Genomic DNA, 18,070 nt, shown 5'->3' with positions numbered 1-18,070 from the left:
ATTAATATATGGGGGTAAGTTTGAATCAATTACATATTATAGGATGATATATATTACCTTCGAAGTAAGTTAAGCCTGAATCATTTGTTAAAGTATTATATATTCATTCGACAAGTACGTTTAAAGACCTTGCAAGTCATTTGATGAAAATAAAAATAGCCCCTCTCTTACAATAAGAGAAGGGCTATTTACATTACTTAAATTATTTTACAATGTGAATTGGCATTCCAAGAGCAACTTCAGCTGCTTCCATTGTGATTTCACCTAATGTTGGGTGAGCATGGATTGTTTGAGCGATATCTTCAGCTGTCATTCCAGCTTCGATAGCTAAACCAATCTCAGAAATAATATCAGAAGCACCTGCACCTGCAACTTGAGCACCTACAAGAAGACCATCTTCTTTACGTGTCACAAGTTGTAGGAAACCGTCAGTGCTGTTTAATGATAATGCACGACCGTTAGCAGCGAATGGGAACTTAGATACAGTTACAGTCATTCCAGCTTCTTCAGCTTGTTTTTTAGTGTAACCAACAGATGCTAGTTCTGGATCAGTGAAGCATACTGCAGGAATTCCGATGTAATCGATAGCTGATGCATGGCCACTAATTGCTTCTACAGCTACTTTACCTTCGTAAGAAGCTTTGTGAGCTAATGGTGGTCCAGGAACGATATCACCGATTGCATAGATGTTTGGTACATTTGTACGACATTGCTCATCGATTTCGATGATGCCGCGGTCAGTCATTTTAACTCCAACTTGCTCAAGACCGATTTCTTGAGTGTTTGGACGACGACCTACAGTTACTAATACGTAATCAGCTTCTACAGTTTGGATTTCACCTTTAACTTCAAAGCTAACTTTTACGCCAGTTTCTGTTTCTTCAACGCCTTTAGCCATAGCTTTTGTATGGATATTTACGTTACCTTTTTTCTGTAGAGCACGTTTAACAACAGAGCTCATAGCTTTTTCGAAACCAGCTAAGATTTCGTCGCCAGCTTCTACTACAGTAACTTCTGTACCGAAGTTAGCATATGCAGTACCTAATTCCATACCGATGTAACCGCCGCCGATTACAACAAGTTTTTTAGGAATTTCAGGTAAGCTTAAAGCACCTGTAGAGTTGATAACACGTTTAGAGTATTTGAATCCTGGAATTTCGATTGGTGTAGAACCAGTTGCAAGAACAGCATTTTTAAACGTATAAGTTTGAGCTGCATCTTCAGTCATAACGCGTAATGTATTAGCATCTACGAAGTAAGCTTCACCGCGAATGATTTCAACTTTGTTACCTTTAAGAAGGCCTTCAACACCGCCAGTTAATTTCTTAACTACGCCGTTTTTCCATTCTTGAACTTTTGTAAAGTCAACTTTTACGTTTTCTGCAGTAATACCCATGTCATCAGAATGCATTGCATTCTCATAACGATGACCTGCATTGATTAACGCTTTTGAAGGAATACATCCAACGTTTAAGCATACGCCACCAAGGTTAGCTTTTTCAATGATTGCTACCTTTTGACCTAATTGTGCTGCACGAATTGCCGCAACGTATCCACCAGGACCTGCACCAACAACGACTGTATCTAATTCAATTGGGAAATCTCCTACTACCATTGTTATTACGCCTCCATTACTAATAATTGTGGGTCATTCAATAGACGTTTAATTTGGTTTAACGCTTTTTGAGCAGTTGCACCGTCAATTAAACGATGGTCAAAGCTTAGAGATAATGCTAATACTGGAGCTGCAACGATCTCACCGTTTTTCACAATTGGTTTTTCAGCGATACGGCCGATACCAAGGATTGCTACTTCTGGGTGGTTGATAACTGGAGTGAACCATTGTCCACCTGCAGAACCAATGTTTGTAATTGTGCAAGAAGCACCTTTCATTTCAGCTGGAGCTAGACGACCTTCACGTGCTTTACCAGCAAGATCATTGATCTCGTTAGAGATTGTGAAGATAGACTTACGATCTGTATCTTTAACAACTGGTACTAATAGACCTTTGTCTGTATCAGCTGCGATACCGATGTTGAAGTAATGTTTATGAACTACTTCTTGAGATGCATCGTCTAAAGAAGTGTTTAACATTGGGTATTCACGTAATGCAGATGTTAAAGCTTTAACAACGTACGGAAGGTAAGTTAATTTAATACCTTTGTCAGCTGCTACTGCTTTGAACTTCTTACGGTGAGCAACAAGTTCTGTTACATCTACTTCGTCCATTAATGTTACGTGAGGAGCTGTGTGTTTAGAGTTAACCATTGCTTTCGCAATCGCTTTACGGATACCACTCATTTTCTCACGAGTTTCTGGATATTCACCAGCTGGGATTGGTTGTGCTTTTGGTGCTTCTTCTTTCGCTGCTGCTGGAGTAGCTTCTACTGCTGCTGGAGCCTCAGTTGCTGCTACAGTTTGTCCACCATTTGCAAATGCATCGATGTCAGCTTTTACGATACGGCCATTCTTACCAGTACCAGCTACTTTATGAATGTCTACACCTTTTTCACGAGCGTATTTACGAACAGATGGCATAGCAATTACGCGCTCATTTACTACTTCTGCAGTTGCTGCTGGAGTAGCTTCCGCTGCTGGAGCTTCTACTGCTGCTTCTTCAGCTTTTGGAGCTTCATCATGATCGTCACCTTTAAATTTAAGGTTTTCGTATCCAGGAGCATCAAATTTAATTAATGTATCTCCTACGATTGCAACTGTTCCTTCTTCTACAAGTACTTCAAGTACTTTACCTTTAACAGGAGAAGGGATTTCTACTACTGCTTTATCATTTTGTACTTCAAGAAGTACATCGTCTTCGTTTACTTCATCGCCTGGTTTAATAAACCATTTTACGATTTCACCTTCGTGGATACCTTCACCGATATCTGGTAGTTTAAATTCAAATGCCACGGAATTCAGCCCCCTGATTCATTTCATTATTATGGAATATGTACAAAAGAAACCAGCATGTGCTGATTTCTTTTGCACATGAAAAGCTAAAAATTAGAAGTTCATTACTTTGTTTACAGCTTCAACAATATCTTTGTGGTTTGGTAACCATACGCTCTCTGCTTGAGAGAATGGGAATACTGTATCAGCAGCTGCAACACGTACAACTGGAGCTTCTAAGTTTAAGATTGCACGGTCGTTAATTTCCGCTACAACGTTAGCTGCAATACCAGCTTGTTTTTGAGCTTCTTGAACTACAACTACGCGACCTGTTTTTTCAACAGAAGCGATGATTGTTTCGATATCTAATGGTTGAACTGTACGTAAGTCAACAACCTCTAAAGAGATACCTTCTTTTTCAAGTTCTTCAGCAGCTTTTAATGCAGCGTGAACCATAGCACCGTAAGCGATAACAGATACATCTGTACCTTCACGTTTGATATCAGCTTTACCTAAATCAATTGTGTAATCACCTTCTGGTACCTCTTGACGGAATGAACGGTACAATTTCATATGCTCTAAGTAGATAACTGGATCGTTGTCACGAATCGCAGAGATTAAAAGACCTTTAGCATCGTATGGAGTAGATGGAATAACAACTTTTAGACCAGGTTGTTGAGCCACTAATCCTTCTAAGCTATCAGCATGTAGTTCAGGAGTATGAACACCACCACCGAATGGAGAACGAACTGTTACTGGAGCAGTCCAACGTCCACCAGAACGGTAACGCATACGAGCTAATTGACCAGAAATTGAATCCATTACTTCATAAACGAAACCGAAGAATTGGATTTCTGGAACTGGACGGAATCCTTCAAGTGCAAGACCAACTGCAAGTCCACCAATACCAGACTCTGCAAGTGGAGTATCCATTACACGATCTTCACCAAATTCAGCTTGTAAACCTTCAGTAGCACGGAATACACCGCCGTTTACACCAACGTCTTCACCAAATACAAGTACGTTAGGGTCATTTTTCATTTCAACGCGTAAAGCATCAGTGATTGCTTGAATCATTGTCATTTGAGCCATGGCTTACTTCGACTCCTTTTCTTTGTAGATTTCATATTGTTCAGCTAAGTTGTAAGGCATTTTTTCGTACATGATTTCCATTAAATCAGTTACTTTTTGTTTTGGAGCTTGGTCAGCCTTAGCAATTGCTTGTTTGATATCTTCTTTTGCTTCTTCGATTACTGTCTCTTCAACTTCTTGAGACCATAGGCCTTTAGCTTCTAAGAACTTACGGAAGCGTACGATTGGGTCTTTTTGTTCCCATTCGTTTTCGATATCTTTTGTACGGTAACGAGTTGGGTCATCACCAGCCATTGTATGTGGACCGTAACGGAATGTTAAAGTCTCGATTAAAGTAGGGCCTTCGCCATTTACTGCGCGCTCACGAGCAAAAGCAGTTGCTGCGTATACAGCTAATGGATCCATACCGTCTACTTGAATTCCGTAAATACCTGCTGCTACTGCTTTTTGTGCTACAGTTTTAGCTGCAGATTGCTTTTCTACTGGAGTAGAGATTGCATAACGGTTGTTTTGAACAACGAAGATTGCTGGAGCTTTGAATGCACCTGCAAAGTTCATACCTTCGTAGAAGTCACCTTGTGAAGCACCACCGTCACCAGTGTAAGTAATTGCAACAGATTTTTTACCACGTAGTTTCATACCTAACGCAACACCAGCAGTTTGGATGATTTGCGCACCGATAATAATCTGTGGAGCTAATGCATTTACATTCTCAGGCATTTGGTTACCCATGAAGTGTCCACGAGAGAATAAGAATGCTTGGTATAATGGTAATCCGTGCCATACTAATTGTGGTACATCACGGTATCCTGGTAAGATGAAGTCTTCTGCTTCAAGTGCGAAATGACTTGCTAATTGAGAAGCTTCTTGTCCAGCTGTAGGTGCGTAGAAACCTAAACGTCCTTGACGGTTTAAAGAAATAGAACGTTGATCTAATACGCGAGTATACACCATACGACGCATTAATTCTTTTAATTGATCATCAGATAATTCAGGCATAGCTGCTTCATTCACAACTTCACCGTTTTCATTTAAAATTTGTAATGTTTCAAATTGAGCTGCGATAGCTTTCATTTGCTCATCAACATTAAATAGGGTCTTTTTTGTTTTAGTACCCATTCCGTTCACCTCTTCCTCTCTTGAACCATATTCTGAAACGCTTTCACTGGCTATTTTCCAGTTTAAAAAGCGCAACGATGTAAACCAACATGTTTGTATGTCGGTTGAGAATAATTTTGTGTACCTAACAATCTGTACTAATGTTTTTTCAGAAACATATTAATACAATCTTGATCACGTTTTTTAGTTTACAACTATTCTAATTACGATGTCAATTACTTTGAATACGTTTTTTTATAAATAATATGCAGGTTTCTACTACACAAACGTGTTTTTATTTTTTACATCTGTATTAGTAAGCATTGACCTACTGTTATATTATTCCCTTTTTCACTTATTTTTTCTCTTAGAATAATATGTAAACGATTTAATTCTCTTTAGTTTTTCTCTCTTCGTAACAAAAATATACAAACTACTCTTCCTTTTTTAGGTAAATACCTATACATTTCTACCCTCTCTTCCATACATTATAGTAACCGCAGTATTAGCGGGAAATGATAAAGGAGGTCATCTCATGTACGGATACTCATATTGCTATCCAACTTGTTCATATCCTTCCTACGGTTATGGCGGTTCTTGTGGCGGGTCTGGACGCGGCTTCGCCTTAATCGTTGTGTTGTTTATTCTTTTAATTATCGTTGGTGCTGCTTGCATTCGCTAATGTAAAACGAAACAACTATGGAAAGAAAAAGACGGCTTTGCTGTCTTTTTCTTTTTATCACATACATAACTACTCTATAATAGAACAATTTCCAAAATGCCTTCCCTTTCTTGCCGATGACTTTTTCCATCTCCTTTGGTAGACTAAAGAGGAAAGGAGAGATTACATATGCTTACAATGAAAGATGTTATTCGCGAAGGAGATCCTATTTTGCGCAACGTTGCAGAAGAGGTGTCATTACCGGCAAGCGAAGAAGATACAACTACCTTAAAAGAAATGATTGAATTCGTAATAAATAGCCAAGATCCTGAAATGGCTGAAAAATATAGTTTACGCCCTGGAATCGGATTAGCGGCTCCGCAAATCGGTGTTTCAAAAAAAATGATTGCAGTTCATGTAACCGATGCGGATGGTACATTATATAGCCATGCATTATTCAATCCAAAAATCATTAGCCATTCTGTTGAACGTACATATTTACAGGGTGGTGAAGGCTGTCTGTCTGTAGACCGCGAAGTACCTGGTTATGTTCCTCGTTATACAAGAATTACAGTAAAAGCAACTTCTATTAACGGAGAAGAAGTAAAATTACGTTTAAAAGGTTTACCAGCAATCGTATTCCAACACGAGATTGATCATTTAAATGGCGTTATGTTCTATGACCATATCAATAAAGAAAATCCTTTTGCCGCTCCTGATGATTCCAAACCTCTAGAGCGATAATAATAAAAAGGCGGAAGTTAATCTTCCGCCTTTTTATTATGAAATGGGTTCCATATTCACTTATAGCAATCCAGCCCACTTTAGTCCATGATATATACCGTCTTCATTAACATCCTTTGTCACATGATTTGCAAGTTTTTTCAAGTCTTCATGGCCATTTCCCATCACAATACCTGTGCCAACGGCTTCGATCATTTCTAAATCATTTAAGCCATCTCCAAATGCATACACTTGATCACGATTAAAACCTAACTTTTCAATGTATTTCTCAATTCCTTTTGCCTTAGAACCACCATTCGGAATGATATCCATTGAATATGCATGCCAACGAATAAAATGAAAATCTGGATAATGATTAATAAACTTTTCCTCTTCATTTACTTCACAAAAAAGTAGTGTTTGATAAATATTACGTTCCTCATAAAAATTAGGCTCATATGCTGGATGCTCAAAGTTTAAGCTTCCAAAGCCTTCTTTCACATAATCATGATATTCCACTGATGCTCTCATATCTTGATGGTCAAGATATACAAGTGGATATCCTTCTTGTTTTGCAAACTGAGTAAACCTATGTAAAGCATCTGGATGTAACGGATTATTAAATATTACCTCATCTTCAAAGACAACATATTGTCCATTAAAACTAACATAATTATGTATATTAAGTTCCCTGCGAATATCTTCGAACATAAATGGCGCGCGCCCTGTCGCAATTGCTACATGTACACCTTTTTCTTGTAACTGTTTTACTGCATCTCGTGTAGATTGCGGAATTTTTTTATCATGATCTAATAATGTTCCATCAATATCAAAAAAGACAATTTTATCATTCATTTGTCAAAATCCTTTCTGGGACTCTATATTCCTATTTTGAATATCACTTTTCAAATTCTAAAAAAAAGTATAACATATTAAACATCTGTGAAGAAAGCGTTCCCTTTCTGACCTTATTTGTAAACTTTGCATATATATATTAGTAAAACATGTAGATACTTGTTCGGATGAATTTTCTTTTCCATTCTTCCTCATACTATACCTATAACTAACGGCTACTGATCGTTACTATAGAATAACTTTCACTGTATGGGAAAGGACAAGATTCACCATTCACTTTTGTCCTATCTCTTATATCAGAGATAGAGTTTTCACTAGTAATAGGCATGTTTAAAATAAGGAAAGGAAGGAGTAATCATGCTGAAGAAGCTGAAGAAAAAGCTCAAGCGTTATTTAAACGGTCTAGTCCGTAAAAAGACAATCGCTTAAATTGTGCCCATTTCGGGCTTTTTCTTCATTCTCATTCGAAAAAACATGAAAATCGTGACTGTTTGCTTTATAATAAGTAACAGATAATGCAAAACATAGACAAGGAGAGGTTTTCCAAATGATTTTTAAAGTATTTTATCAAGAAAAATTAACTGAGGTTCCAGTACGTGAAAATACAAAAGTTTTATATCTAGAGGCTACGTCTGAAAAGGATGTTCGTACAAAGTTAAATAAGTTCGCATATAATATCGAGTTTGTTCAGTCTGTTACTGGCGCTCATCTTGAATATGAAAAAGAAAACGCTGATTTAACATTAGCGGAAATCGTATAGCGATATGAAATTTCTAAAAAACGACCAAGTTGCTGTATTTGCTCTCGGTGGGCTTGGTGAAATCGGTAAAAATACATACGCTGTTCAATTTCAAGATGAAATTATTATAATTGATGCTGGAATTAAATTTCCAGAGGACGAACTTCTCGGGATCGATTATGTAATACCAGACTACACTTATTTTGTGCGAAACGAAGATAAAATTAAAGGGTTATTCATTACACATGGTCACGAAGATCATATCGGCGGAATCCCTTACCTATTACGTCAAGTGAACATTCCGATTTACGGCGGAAAATTAGCAATTGCACTCATCAAAAACAAATTAGAAGAACACGGCTTACTTCGTAAAGCAAAACTTTACGAGATTCAAGAAGATGACGTTATTAAATTCAAAAAAACGTCTGTATCCTTCTTCCGTACAACTCACAGTATTCCAGATTCGTACGGCGTTGTTGTGAAAACACCTCAAGGTCAAGTTGTTCATACAGGTGACTTCAAATTTGACTTCACACCAGTTGGTGAACCAGCTGATTTAACAAAAATGGCTGAAATCGGTAAAGATGGCGTACTATGTCTATTATCTGATAGTACGAACAGTGAAGTTCCAAACTTTACTATGTCTGAGCGTCGCGTTGGTGATAGCATTCAAGACATTTTCCGTAAAGTAGAAGGACGGATTATATTCGCAACCTTTGCATCAAATATCCACCGCTTACAACAAGTTGTTGAAGCTGCTGTTGAAAACAACCGTAAAGTAGCTGTGTTTGGTCGAAGTATGGAAGCAGCGATTGAAATTGGACAAAACCTTGGTTATATTCGTTGCCCGAAAGATACATTCATAGATGCATCTCAACTAAACCGCTTACCAGCTAATAAAGTTGTTATTTTATGTACAGGTAGTCAAGGTGAACCGATGGCAGCACTTTCACGTATTGCAAATGGTACACACCGCCAAATTCAAATTATTCCTGGAGATACAGTTGTTTTCTCTTCTTCACCAATTCCAGGAAATACAATTAGCGTAAGTCGTACAATTAACATGTTGTACCGCGCTGGCGCTGATGTAATTCACGGGAAACTTTCAAATATCCATACAAGTGGACACGGTGGACAAGAAGAACAAAAGTTAATGTTACGTCTAATTAAACCGAAGTACTTCATGCCAATTCATGGTGAATATCGTATGCAGCGTATGCACATGAACATAGCAAATGATTGTGGCATCCCTGAAGAAAATTGCTTCATTATGGATAATGGCGATGTTCTTGCTTTACGTTCGGATGAAGCTAGCGTAGCTGGAAAAATCCCATCTGGTTCGGTCTACATTGATGGAAACGGTATTGGAGATATTGGCAATATCGTATTACGCGATCGTCGTATCCTTTCTGAAGAAGGACTTGTAATTGTAGTTGTAAGCATTGATATGAAAGAATTTAAAGTTGCAGCAGGACCTGATATCATCTCACGCGGTTTCGTTTACATGCGTGAAAGCAGCGATTTAATCAATGATGCACAAACATTAATTACAACTCATTTAGAAAAAGTAATGGAGCGTAAAACAACACAATGGTCTGAAATTAAAAATGAAATTACAGACACATTAGCCCCATTCCTATATGAGAAAACGAAACGTCGTCCAATGATTTTACCAATCATTATGGAAATATAAGAAAAAGGACAATGCCATGAAGGCATTGTCCTTTTCTTTTCTCTTATCTTAAAAAGTGTTTAAATCGATCCACTTCATCGTCATGACCAATGACAATTAATATATCTCCTGCTTGAATATTCTCCGTAGCTCGAGGGGATACGATAACTTCTTTGCCTCGTTTAATTGCTACAATATTCAATCCAAACTTCGCACGAATATCTAATTCAATTAAAGAGTGCCCATCAATTTTTTTATTCGCAATAATCTCTACAATACTATGCTCATCTGAAAGCTCAAGGTAGTCTAGCACATTGCTTGATGCAATATTATTAGCAATCCTTTTTCCCATATCACGTTCTGGATGCACAATATGATCTGCACCTATTTTACTTAACACTTTTTCATGATAATCATTTTGAGCTTTTACAGTAATATTTTTTACACCCAACTCTTTCAAAATCAAAGTTGTTAAAATACTTGAATTTAAATTATCTCCAATAGCAACGACTACGTGATCAAAATTTCGAATACCAAGGCTTTTTAATACCATCTCATCTGTTGAATCTGCAATTACAGCATGCGAAGCTATATTTGCAAATTCATTAATTTTATCCTCATCTGAATCGATTGCCATTACTTCCATACCTAATTGAGCTAGTTCTCGGCAAATACTTCCACCAAAGCGACCAAGTCCAATGACAGCAAATTCTTTTTCTTTCTCACCCACAAGAATTCCTCCAATAACTTCAAGTACTATTTATTTTCAGTGTAACACACTTTATATGCGTCACAAAAACTATGATTAGCTCTTATTTTTGTTTTTGTATATAAAAATATTGTTGCAAGTAAAAAGCGATACCAACAAGTAGCATAGCAAATACAAATATATTTCCAAAAGAACTAAATGTTTCAAAAACGAATAATAATGTTTCTTGACCAAAAAAGGCAAATAGAAGCTGTGTGAATGCAAATAACAACGCCCATATGTAATGATGTTGATGGAATAAATAATGCGTTGCACCTAAAAAAGCAATAAACGAAAAGATAAAGATCCACCAATTTTCTAAAAATAGTTGCCAATTAGAAAATTGATATCCATTTACTAATATCGCAATAAGCGCGATAACTACCATCGTCGGCACACTCCAAAATAATGCCCGTCCTCTAAAGAAACGAGTGCCTTTAACATCTCCTTTTTCATGTGCAATATATGTTAGTACTACTGTGCTTATATACAAAACAGAAAGAATTGTTAAAACGATAATAAGCCAAAAATGTAATTGATAATATTCATGCTCTATATTTGTCACGATTGCAGCTAACATGCACGGAATTAACATTCCCGTCCAACCATCTACTTTTCTTTCATTCCAAAAGACCGTATTACCAATCCTTATTCCTAACAACATAAAAATAATGATACCCAATACAAATAACGTAGTTTTATTCCCTACTAAACTCGTTGAGAAAGCAATTAATCCAATAAATAAAAAGAGCACAAACCCATTCATAATTTCTAGTACAGGTGATAAATATCTCTTCACCCATTTGTATGTTTCGTCATATTCATTATTATCTACTAGACGATAGGCATAAAAACTTATCCCAAAATAAACCGCCGCAATAATAACATACGCATATAAGACGAAACATAAAATCGCACTGCTAATTTGCACGTAATTCCCCACCCTTTTTTCTATGTTTCACATTGATTTTACACACTTTTCATACTAAAAGTAAACATATATAAGTTAGTCAAATAATTAATAATGAGCAGTGGCTAAACCCCCTGCTCATTATTAAAACAGTACAATTAACTTTAATTCTTCCATTTGTATGTAAATGTCTAAAATCAATCTATACGAGCGTTACTTACACCTCAGAACAAAAAGTTATTTGGAACCTTCAAGAGAGCGGAAGTTTTATTTTCTATTCCCTTTCCACTTTACATATTGGCTTAAAAATGTGATTGCCTTTTCAATCACTTCTTCGTCTGGTTTTAATTTTGCATGATGTAAACCATATTCTGAATTTACTCCAAGCCAAAACATAAATCCAGGGATTTCTCGAAGCATATAACCAAAATCTTCACCCGTCATTGCCTCAGTACATGTAATAACATTCATATCAGTTTGTTTATGTACAAATTCCATAAACTCTCTCGTTAACTCTTCATGGTTATATACTTGATGATACATTGCTCCGTAATCTATAATCGCCTCACACTGGAAAGAAGCTTCGATACCTGCAACAATTGACTCAATTCTGCTTTTCACACGCTTCATTGATTCCACTGATAATGTTCGAATCGTTCCTTCTAAACGAGATTTTTCTGCAATAATATTTTGAACCGTACCACCTGTAATTTTCCCGATTGTAATTACTGCACTATCAAGAGGATTTACATTGCGACTAATAACGGATTGAAGCTGTGTAACAAGGTGACTCGCTGCAACAATCATGTCATTTGCAGTATGCGGATAGGCAGCATGGCCACCTTTCCCTTTTAAATCAATATATAATTCTGAAGTATTGGCAAATAACAGTCCTTCTTTCGTTGCAATTGTCCCCACAGCGTATTCTGGTGCAATATGAAGACCAAGAATTATATTTGGTTTCCATTCTTTTAACTCTTCACTTTCTAACATAGGAAGAGCACCGCCTGGTCCTTCTTCTGCTGGCTGGAATAGAAATACAAGGTCATCATCTATTCTTTCGCTCACAGCTTTCGTTAGAAGGCCTAAACCGATTGTTGTATGTACATCATGGCCGCATGCATGCATCATTCCTTCATGAATAGAAGCAAACTCGTATCCAGTTTCCTCTGTAATTGGTAAACCGTCTATATCTGCACGATAACCTATTATTTTTTCGGGATTTTTTCCATTTACTTTAACGATTACACCCGTTTTCCATGTCTTCACTTCCACAAATTCATGAGAAAGTGTTCCTATATAATCTAAAATATACTGTTGTGTTTTCCATTCCTTAAATCCAATTTCTGGAATTCTATGTAAATCTCTACGAATTTGGATAAATTTGCTTACTGTCATTTTTGCACCTCTATCTATAAAAAGCGTAAGAGCCCATTTACGCTCTTACGCTTTTTTTACTTTTTATTTCTCTGGGTTTAATTGACGAAGCTCTTGTTTAATTTCTGTTTTTGCTTTTGTCTTCTCATCAATTTCTTTAATTACACGTGCTGGAGTACCTGCAACAACTGTGTATGGAGGCACATCTTCTGTTACAATAGCTCCTGCTGCTACGACTGCACCTTTCCCTACTGTAACACCCTCTAAAACAACCACGTTTGCACCGATTACTACATCATCTTCAACGATAACTGGTTTTGCAGAAGGTGGCTCAATAACACCTGCAAGTACAGCACCTGCACCTACGTGACAGTTTTTACCGACTGTTGCACGTCCACCAAGTACTGCGTTCATGTCGATCATAGAACCTTCACCAATTACAGCACCAATGTTAATTGTTGCATTCATCATAATTACAGCGTTGTCACCAATTTCAACATGGTCACGAATAATAGCACCTGGCTCGATGCGAGCTTTAATACCTTTTAAATCAAGCATCGGGATTGCAGAATTACGACGATCGTTTTCTACAACGTAGTCAACGATGTGCTTATTATTCTCATCAAGAATTGTCTTAATTTCAGACCATTCTCCGAATAATACACCTGACTTTTTATTCACAAATGCTTGTACTGTTTCAGGGAATGTTACTTCTTTTAAATCCCCTTTTATGTATACCTTTACAGGAGTTTTCTTTTCACTTTTTTGAATAAACGAAATAATTTCGTTAGCGTCCATCATTTTCATTCTTGTTGCCTCCTAAATCCATTTATAATGTTACTCTACCAAACGAAAGAGCGAGTAGCAAGATAATAATCTTATTTTTCCCTTTGAATTTCTTCTATAATTTCTAAAAATGCTTGTACTTGCTTCAACTGCCTTGCCGAGTCACTTGTTAACAACCATGTTTCTCTCGTCAGTTGAACAGGTGTTTTATACATATTTTCCTGTACTTCCTTTAAAACAGTAGAAGGTAAAAGGGCATAACCTATACCATTTAAAACAAGTTGTTTACATGTTTCAATTTGGTCAACTACAATCGTTCGCTTAGGCGGATTAGAAAATAAACCATACCACCAATTTTGTATTTGTCCATAATAAGTCGAATCACTTTTAAATTGAATGAACGGCCTATTTGTTTCTTTTAACATCGAAATATCTTTTATTTCTTTATCAACTAAATACAGTTCATCTTCAAATAATTGTTGCTTCTGACCTTTATATTCTTGTGTTCCCCTCAGTATAGCAACATGAACGTCTCCTTCATAAAACTGCTTTTGCACTTCACTACTCCATCCAGTAAACAGCGATATCTTGACAGAAGGATATTTATGCACAAACTTTTTCAAAACAGGAGGGAGCCAATATTGACCAATAACTGATGCAACAGCTATTTTTAACGTTCCATGAGTTTCCGTTCTGAAAACAGCTAGCTCACTTTTTATATCTTCTTCCCTTTGCAACATTTCTTTAGCATAATTTGCAACTTTTTCCCCTTCAGGTGTAATTGTCAATCCTTTTTGTGAGCGAATAAAAAACTTCATTCCCCATTGTTTCTCCATAGATTGTAATCGTTGACTCAGCGCAGGTTGGGAAACAAATAAACGTTCCGCCGCTTTTCTCATATTTGATTCCTGAGCTAACACAACCATCATTTGAAAATCATCAATTTGCAACTTTCTCCCTCTTTCCTTAGCTTCCATACACCTTATTTCAATAAGCTTTTCATCCTTAATTTACCCGAATGCTTTCATTCAGAAAATACAATTGTCCAGCGCAAACTTTCCTTATGTTTTATGTCTTTTTAAATATAATACATACACAAGTGATATGCACGAAAAAAAAAGTGACTTCTTCGTTTCTATGAAGTCACTTTTCTTACGTTATCGATTATGTTGCCTTACTTTCTTATTCAACAATTTTAAAATAGCCCGACGTGTTAAAATCCCCTCAAAATAGCCTTCTTCATTAACAGCGCAAATAAAAGGATGATCAATTGTCATTTCTAAAGCTTTTGCAAATGAATCGTCTAATTTAAGAACAGGTATATCTTCTTTCATCACCTGCTCTACTTTCATATCATCGAGTCTTTCAAACTCAATACGTTCTAATCCTAACATACCATCTAATATCATGGCAGTACTAATCAAACCATGTAGTTTATACATTGGATCTAAGACAGGTATCGCCGAATATCCAGATTTCACAAGAACGAGTAAAGCATGTTCTAAACTATTTCCAATTTGGACATGAGCTACTTTTTCCGATGAAATCATTAAATCCTTCACAAGAATTTGTTGAAATTCGTCTTTCGGAATACTAATCATATTACATCCCCCATTTTCCCTTTTTCCTGCTTATGTTCACAACTCTATTCACATTTTATGACAGCGTTTTCATATTATTATTTTGTCCTAAATTTATTTCAATAAAAATACAATCACACAGCTATTTTAGCATACAGCACAAAAAAAAGACTACCATTCCGGTAGCGCTTAATACCCTTTATTTTTTAATCTGTAAAATAACCTTGTGATTTTTTTATATTGCATCACATCTGTCTGTTTCAAACCATTCTCAATATCTGTAAGTTCCACAGCTAAAATTTCACTTGCGTAATTTTGCTGAAATAAAATATCTAGTAGTAAACTTTCTTCTTCCTTCGTTAAAACAACTTCCCTTTGCATATACCCCTCTCCTTACACTCGCATCGTTACTCTTATTATATAAAAAATTCAACCTATTTAATAGATGTAATATTCAGTTTTTATTGAAAGATATGTAGCAATCGTATACATACAAAAAAATCATTTCGTATATCGATTTGCATAGCTAAACGCCGCATAAGCATCTGGCTTAATTTTTGCAGTTAATCCCATCGCTCGAATTTTTTCTGTCATATCTAAAATAAATTCTTTTGTTAAACCATCATTCCCAATGTCTAAATGAATTTCCATTATGAATCCAGCCCCATCTTGAGCATAAGGATGCAATAACTCCCATATTGTTTGTATATGAGTAGGCGTAAATAGACATGCGATTTCTTGACTAAACTGCGTTTCTAAATATATTTTCTCACGTAAGGTTGCCGGCTTATCTTTTACTGATCTATGGTGTAAACAGCCCCAGGCACCTTTTCCAACACGATGAATATGGATTGCTGTAATAAACCTCGTATCCTTTTGATGCGCTTGTGAGTCTGTCCCAATGGATAATCGATATAAATTTCGCGGATCCTTTTCAATGAAACTACAAATACGGTTAAAGACCATATCAAAATTTAAATGTCTCTCTGAAACATTGTAAAATTTATGTGCACCGTCCACAGAGTCACGTCCTTTCAATTAGACAGACTTTTCGTATTCTCATTGTATGGGACAAAAACTAAAATTATAACTTCCTATCCTTTATTCGTTTCAATATTTCGAATTACAAAGTGACAAACTTGGCACGTATAAATTACATTTTGATTAGATTGAGCCGTTAATACATGAATAATCTCAGCAGAACTTTGACAATTAGGACAAATCACAACTGGTAAACGTTCCATACGATAACCTCCTAGTTATATTTCTCCCGCTATTTGCAGAACCCAGCGATTGTGAGAAGTTTAGCTTCACATATTCACCCGGTTGACGGGACTCATTTTCCACATGGATAAGCAAACTTGCACGGATTAAAATTTCATTTTAATACCATTGTAGGAAAAATAAAAAACTTCTATACATTCCACTAGAAAGTAATAGAACTAAAAAAGGTACTGCCACATGGCAGTACCTTTTTTATATGTATCAAGAAATGATATCGTAAATCTCAATTGCAACCATGTCGATATTATCGAATTGATACACTTGAGGTTTTTCACCTTGTTGATACACTTCTAACTCATACATTTCACTTTTATCGAAAAATTTCACGCTACATTTGCGCTCACCGTTCACTTCAAAATAGCGTTGTGCTACTTCACCGCTTTCAGCTTGTTCTTGTAGACTAACAAGTCGAGTTAAAATTCCTTGGAGTAGAGACATGAAATCTCTCCTTTCTCTGATCTTCCTACCAATAGGTTTTACAGCTATACTCATTCTATCCGTCATAACAGAAAAAATGTTCCACACTCTAGGATAAAGGTTATTGGCCAGAAACTCAACTAAAAATTTGTCGAAATGCGAAGGAAAAAACAGAAAGAACATATTTCCCCTTCTTTATTGCGGTTTTTATACTGGAAGAATATAATAAAAAACAGAAAAAAGGAGGAATAACAATGAAAAAAATTGAGGTTTATACACAACCCGATTGTCCGCCCTGTGTTATTGTGAAAGAATTTTTGAAGCATAATAACGTTGCATATGAAGAATTTGACGTAAAAAAAGACGCTGCTGCTCGCAATCGTCTTTTATACGACTATGATTCTTATTCAACTCCAACAGTCGTAATTGATGGCGAAGTAGTTGCAGGGTTTCAAATTGAAAAGTTACAACAACTACTCAATATAGAATAGGAATAGGTAAATACCTATTCCTATTCTTATCCTGCTATTTGTAGGTAGTAAAACTCCTACCCCCAATTTAGCTACAGCAAAGAAGTTAGATGGAAGAGTAATCCCTCCCACTGATTAAAAGTTTCACTTTATAATTGTTGCAACCTTTTTATTTCAGTTAAAAGTTCCTGACTTTCATGATATCCTGCTAGCTTCCATTTATCTTGATCCCTTTTCAATGTTACAATTTGATACTGTCCACTTTTTGTCCGCTCATATACATATAAATTTTTATGTTCTTCATCATACGACATTTTCGTTTCTGAATTAAAAGAAAACGGTGCTTCTTTTGCCGGAAGTAAATATTCACCACTTTGTTTATCACTTCTGCTATTTTCATCTGTAAATACTTGAAGGAAATTATCTGTAAAATACGGTGATAACGTCTCTATCATCTTATTCATCGGCAAATGCTTCCCACGAATTGAAAACTGGGTTTCATAGCCTTTTTGTATCGTTGTAAATACTTCTTTCCGATCGACTTCCACTTCCTCTTTTCCTAAAACAGTCGTAACACTATAACCAACTAGAAAGGCAACACATACAAATAGAACAAGCCATATTCCATATTTCCTCATTTTTTCACCTTCCTTTTAAAAGAACTTGTCTTTGTAGTATTCATTGTAACAATGATTATGCAAAGAAAGGACAGATTTCGTTCGTAAAATCTTTACAACGATAGACAGCATTTTCATCACCATTTTCACTA

The 18,070-nt window shown here is 36.2% G+C and carries 21 protein-coding genes; 5 read left to right on the top strand and 16 right to left on the bottom strand.

What is annotated here, in order from left to right:
* Positions 1 to 202: 202 nt before the first annotated feature.
* From lpdA to pdhA, 4 genes are all read right to left on the bottom strand, one after another.
* Positions 203 to 1,615, bottom strand: coding sequence for a dihydrolipoyl dehydrogenase (gene lpdA, locus ABWK52_RS14345; RefSeq protein WP_000260104.1), 1,413 nt, complete (start codon positions 1,613 to 1,615; stop codon positions 203 to 205).
* 5 nt (positions 1,616 to 1,620) lie between these two features.
* A complete protein-coding gene (gene pdhC / locus ABWK52_RS14340) occupies positions 1,621 to 2,910 on the bottom strand; it encodes a pyruvate dehydrogenase complex dihydrolipoyllysine-residue acetyltransferase (protein WP_353771966.1) in 1,290 nt (429 codons plus the stop codon).
* Between the two features lie 93 nt (positions 2,911 to 3,003).
* Positions 3,004 to 3,981, bottom strand: coding sequence for a pyruvate dehydrogenase complex E1 component subunit beta (gene pdhB / locus ABWK52_RS14335; protein WP_000068168.1), 978 nt, complete (start codon positions 3,979 to 3,981; stop codon positions 3,004 to 3,006).
* 3 nt (positions 3,982 to 3,984) lie between these two features.
* The gene (pdhA, locus tag ABWK52_RS14330) at positions 3,985 to 5,100 is read right to left on the bottom strand and encodes a pyruvate dehydrogenase E1 component subunit alpha (RefSeq protein ID WP_000536895.1); all 1,116 of its coding nucleotides are present in this window, start codon (positions 5,098 to 5,100) and stop codon (positions 3,985 to 3,987) included.
* 514 nt (positions 5,101 to 5,614) lie between these two features.
* Here pdhA and ABWK52_RS14325 point away from each other — a divergent pair.
* Together ABWK52_RS14325 and def are read left to right on the top strand one after the other, a co-directional pair.
* On the top strand, positions 5,615 to 5,761 hold the full coding sequence (locus ABWK52_RS14325) for a YjcZ family sporulation protein (RefSeq protein ID WP_000274562.1): 147 nt from the start codon (positions 5,615 to 5,617) through the stop codon (positions 5,759 to 5,761).
* A gap of 168 nt (positions 5,762 to 5,929) precedes the next feature.
* Positions 5,930 to 6,484 carry a peptide deformylase gene (gene def / locus ABWK52_RS14320; protein WP_000957048.1) on the top strand — a complete coding sequence of 185 codons (555 nt, stop codon included), beginning with the start codon at positions 5,930 to 5,932 and terminating at the stop codon, positions 6,482 to 6,484.
* Between the two features lie 60 nt (positions 6,485 to 6,544).
* Here the strand turns inward: def and ABWK52_RS14315 are convergent, their stop codons facing one another.
* Positions 6,545 to 7,318, bottom strand: a complete 774-nt coding sequence (locus ABWK52_RS14315; RefSeq protein WP_000998279.1) for a Cof-type HAD-IIB family hydrolase — start codon at positions 7,316 to 7,318, stop codon at positions 6,545 to 6,547.
* A gap of 547 nt (positions 7,319 to 7,865) precedes the next feature.
* Between ABWK52_RS14315 and ABWK52_RS14310 the strand changes: the two genes are divergently transcribed.
* Together ABWK52_RS14310 and rnjA are read left to right on the top strand one after the other, a co-directional pair.
* On the top strand, positions 7,866 to 8,078 hold the full coding sequence (locus tag ABWK52_RS14310) for a DNA-dependent RNA polymerase subunit epsilon (protein ID WP_000576435.1): 213 nt from the start codon (positions 7,866 to 7,868) through the stop codon (positions 8,076 to 8,078).
* 4 nt (positions 8,079 to 8,082) lie between these two features.
* On the top strand, positions 8,083 to 9,750 hold the full coding sequence (gene rnjA / locus ABWK52_RS14305) for a ribonuclease J1 (RefSeq protein ID WP_000670377.1): 1,668 nt from the start codon (positions 8,083 to 8,085) through the stop codon (positions 9,748 to 9,750).
* 43 nt (positions 9,751 to 9,793) lie between these two features.
* On the opposite strand, the gene ABWK52_RS14300 is transcribed toward rnjA, so the two are convergent.
* The 10 genes from ABWK52_RS14300 to ABWK52_RS14255 form a co-directional block, all read right to left on the bottom strand.
* On the bottom strand, positions 9,794 to 10,459 hold the full coding sequence (locus ABWK52_RS14300; RefSeq protein WP_000504032.1) for a potassium channel family protein: 666 nt from the start codon (positions 10,457 to 10,459) through the stop codon (positions 9,794 to 9,796).
* Between the two features lie 82 nt (positions 10,460 to 10,541).
* Positions 10,542 to 11,408 (bottom strand): cytochrome c oxidase assembly protein, encoded by an 867-nt coding sequence (locus ABWK52_RS14295; protein ID WP_001167324.1) that lies wholly within the window; start codon positions 11,406 to 11,408, stop codon positions 10,542 to 10,544.
* A gap of 246 nt (positions 11,409 to 11,654) precedes the next feature.
* Complete coding sequence (locus tag ABWK52_RS14290; RefSeq protein ID WP_000218663.1) at positions 11,655 to 12,785, bottom strand: N-acetyldiaminopimelate deacetylase; 1,131 nt, start codon at positions 12,783 to 12,785, stop codon at positions 11,655 to 11,657.
* Positions 12,786 to 12,848: 63 nt separating this feature from the next.
* Positions 12,849 to 13,571, bottom strand: a complete 723-nt coding sequence (dapD, locus tag ABWK52_RS14285; RefSeq protein ID WP_087958532.1) for a 2,3,4,5-tetrahydropyridine-2,6-dicarboxylate N-acetyltransferase — start codon at positions 13,569 to 13,571, stop codon at positions 12,849 to 12,851.
* 71 nt (positions 13,572 to 13,642) lie between these two features.
* Positions 13,643 to 14,527 (bottom strand): LysR family transcriptional regulator, encoded by an 885-nt coding sequence (locus ABWK52_RS14280; RefSeq protein WP_001987174.1) that lies wholly within the window; start codon positions 14,525 to 14,527, stop codon positions 13,643 to 13,645.
* A 180-nt stretch (positions 14,528 to 14,707) separates the two neighbouring features.
* The gene (cbpB, locus tag ABWK52_RS14275) at positions 14,708 to 15,151 is read right to left on the bottom strand and encodes a cyclic-di-AMP-binding protein CbpB (protein WP_000623579.1); all 444 of its coding nucleotides are present in this window, start codon (positions 15,149 to 15,151) and stop codon (positions 14,708 to 14,710) included.
* 168 nt (positions 15,152 to 15,319) lie between these two features.
* Positions 15,320 to 15,511, bottom strand: a complete 192-nt coding sequence (gene abbA / locus ABWK52_RS14270) for an antirepressor AbbA (protein WP_001188692.1) — start codon at positions 15,509 to 15,511, stop codon at positions 15,320 to 15,322.
* A 120-nt stretch (positions 15,512 to 15,631) separates the two neighbouring features.
* A complete protein-coding gene (locus ABWK52_RS14265; RefSeq protein WP_000348489.1) occupies positions 15,632 to 16,150 on the bottom strand; it encodes a ribonuclease H-like YkuK family protein in 519 nt (172 codons plus the stop codon).
* 74 nt (positions 16,151 to 16,224) lie between these two features.
* Positions 16,225 to 16,374: a hypothetical protein gene (locus ABWK52_RS14260; protein ID WP_000440540.1), complete on the bottom strand. Its 150-nt coding sequence runs from the start codon at positions 16,372 to 16,374 to the stop codon at positions 16,225 to 16,227.
* 241 nt (positions 16,375 to 16,615) lie between these two features.
* Positions 16,616 to 16,852 (bottom strand): YkuJ family protein, encoded by a 237-nt coding sequence (locus ABWK52_RS14255; RefSeq protein WP_000055151.1) that lies wholly within the window; start codon positions 16,850 to 16,852, stop codon positions 16,616 to 16,618.
* A 233-nt stretch (positions 16,853 to 17,085) separates the two neighbouring features.
* Between ABWK52_RS14255 and ABWK52_RS14250 the strand changes: the two genes are divergently transcribed.
* Entirely contained in the window at positions 17,086 to 17,322 is a 237-nt protein-coding gene (locus tag ABWK52_RS14250) for a glutaredoxin family protein (protein WP_000717875.1), read from the top strand.
* Between the two features lie 128 nt (positions 17,323 to 17,450).
* Here ABWK52_RS14250 and ABWK52_RS14245 read toward each other — a convergent pair whose 3' ends face one another.
* The gene (locus ABWK52_RS14245; RefSeq protein ID WP_001233804.1) at positions 17,451 to 17,939 is read right to left on the bottom strand and encodes a DUF3993 domain-containing protein; all 489 of its coding nucleotides are present in this window, start codon (positions 17,937 to 17,939) and stop codon (positions 17,451 to 17,453) included.
* Positions 17,940 to 18,070 lie beyond the last annotated feature (131 nt).

Source organism: Bacillus sp. AP50 (assembly GCF_040492675.1).
Taxonomy (GTDB): domain Bacteria; phylum Bacillota; class Bacilli; order Bacillales; family Bacillaceae_G; genus Bacillus_A; species Bacillus_A cereus.
Note: the sequence above shows the minus strand (reverse complement) of the source record. Positions and strands in the feature narration are given on the sequence as shown.

What these genes read in the sequence shown, in the direction of transcription:
- lpdA (WP_000260104.1), bottom strand. Translation starts at nt 1,615, where the DNA reads ATGGTAGTAGGAGATTTCCCAATTGAATTAGATACAGTCGTTGTTGGT.
- pdhB (WP_000068168.1), bottom strand. Translation starts at nt 3,981, where the DNA reads ATGGCTCAAATGACAATGATTCAAGCAATCACTGATGCTTTACGCGTT.
- pdhA (WP_000536895.1), bottom strand. Translation starts at nt 5,100, where the DNA reads ATGGGTACTAAAACAAAAAAGACCCTATTTAATGTTGATGAGCAAATG.
- ABWK52_RS14325 (WP_000274562.1), top strand. Translation starts at nt 5,615, where the DNA reads ATGTACGGATACTCATATTGCTATCCAACTTGTTCATATCCTTCCTAC.
- def (WP_000957048.1), top strand. Translation starts at nt 5,930, where the DNA reads ATGCTTACAATGAAAGATGTTATTCGCGAAGGAGATCCTATTTTGCGC.
- ABWK52_RS14315 (WP_000998279.1), bottom strand. Translation starts at nt 7,318, where the DNA reads ATGAATGATAAAATTGTCTTTTTTGATATTGATGGAACATTATTAGAT.
- ABWK52_RS14310 (WP_000576435.1), top strand. Translation starts at nt 7,866, where the DNA reads ATGATTTTTAAAGTATTTTATCAAGAAAAATTAACTGAGGTTCCAGTA.
- rnjA (WP_000670377.1), top strand. Translation starts at nt 8,083, where the DNA reads ATGAAATTTCTAAAAAACGACCAAGTTGCTGTATTTGCTCTCGGTGGG.
- ABWK52_RS14290 (WP_000218663.1), bottom strand. Translation starts at nt 12,785, where the DNA reads ATGACAGTAAGCAAATTTATCCAAATTCGTAGAGATTTACATAGAATT.
- dapD (WP_087958532.1), bottom strand. Translation starts at nt 13,571, where the DNA reads ATGAAAATGATGGACGCTAACGAAATTATTTCGTTTATTCAAAAAAGT.
- ABWK52_RS14280 (WP_001987174.1), bottom strand. Translation starts at nt 14,527, where the DNA reads ATGGAAGCTAAGGAAAGAGGGAGAAAGTTGCAAATTGATGATTTTCAA.
- cbpB (WP_000623579.1), bottom strand. Translation starts at nt 15,151, where the DNA reads ATGATTAGTATTCCGAAAGACGAATTTCAACAAATTCTTGTGAAGGAT.
- abbA (WP_001188692.1), bottom strand. Translation starts at nt 15,511, where the DNA reads ATGCAAAGGGAAGTTGTTTTAACGAAGGAAGAAGAAAGTTTACTACTA.
- ABWK52_RS14260 (WP_000440540.1), bottom strand. Translation starts at nt 16,374, where the DNA reads ATGGAACGTTTACCAGTTGTGATTTGTCCTAATTGTCAAAGTTCTGCT.
- ABWK52_RS14255 (WP_000055151.1), bottom strand. Translation starts at nt 16,852, where the DNA reads ATGTCTCTACTCCAAGGAATTTTAACTCGACTTGTTAGTCTACAAGAA.
- ABWK52_RS14250 (WP_000717875.1), top strand. Translation starts at nt 17,086, where the DNA reads ATGAAAAAAATTGAGGTTTATACACAACCCGATTGTCCGCCCTGTGTT.
- ABWK52_RS14245 (WP_001233804.1), bottom strand. Translation starts at nt 17,939, where the DNA reads ATGAGGAAATATGGAATATGGCTTGTTCTATTTGTATGTGTTGCCTTT.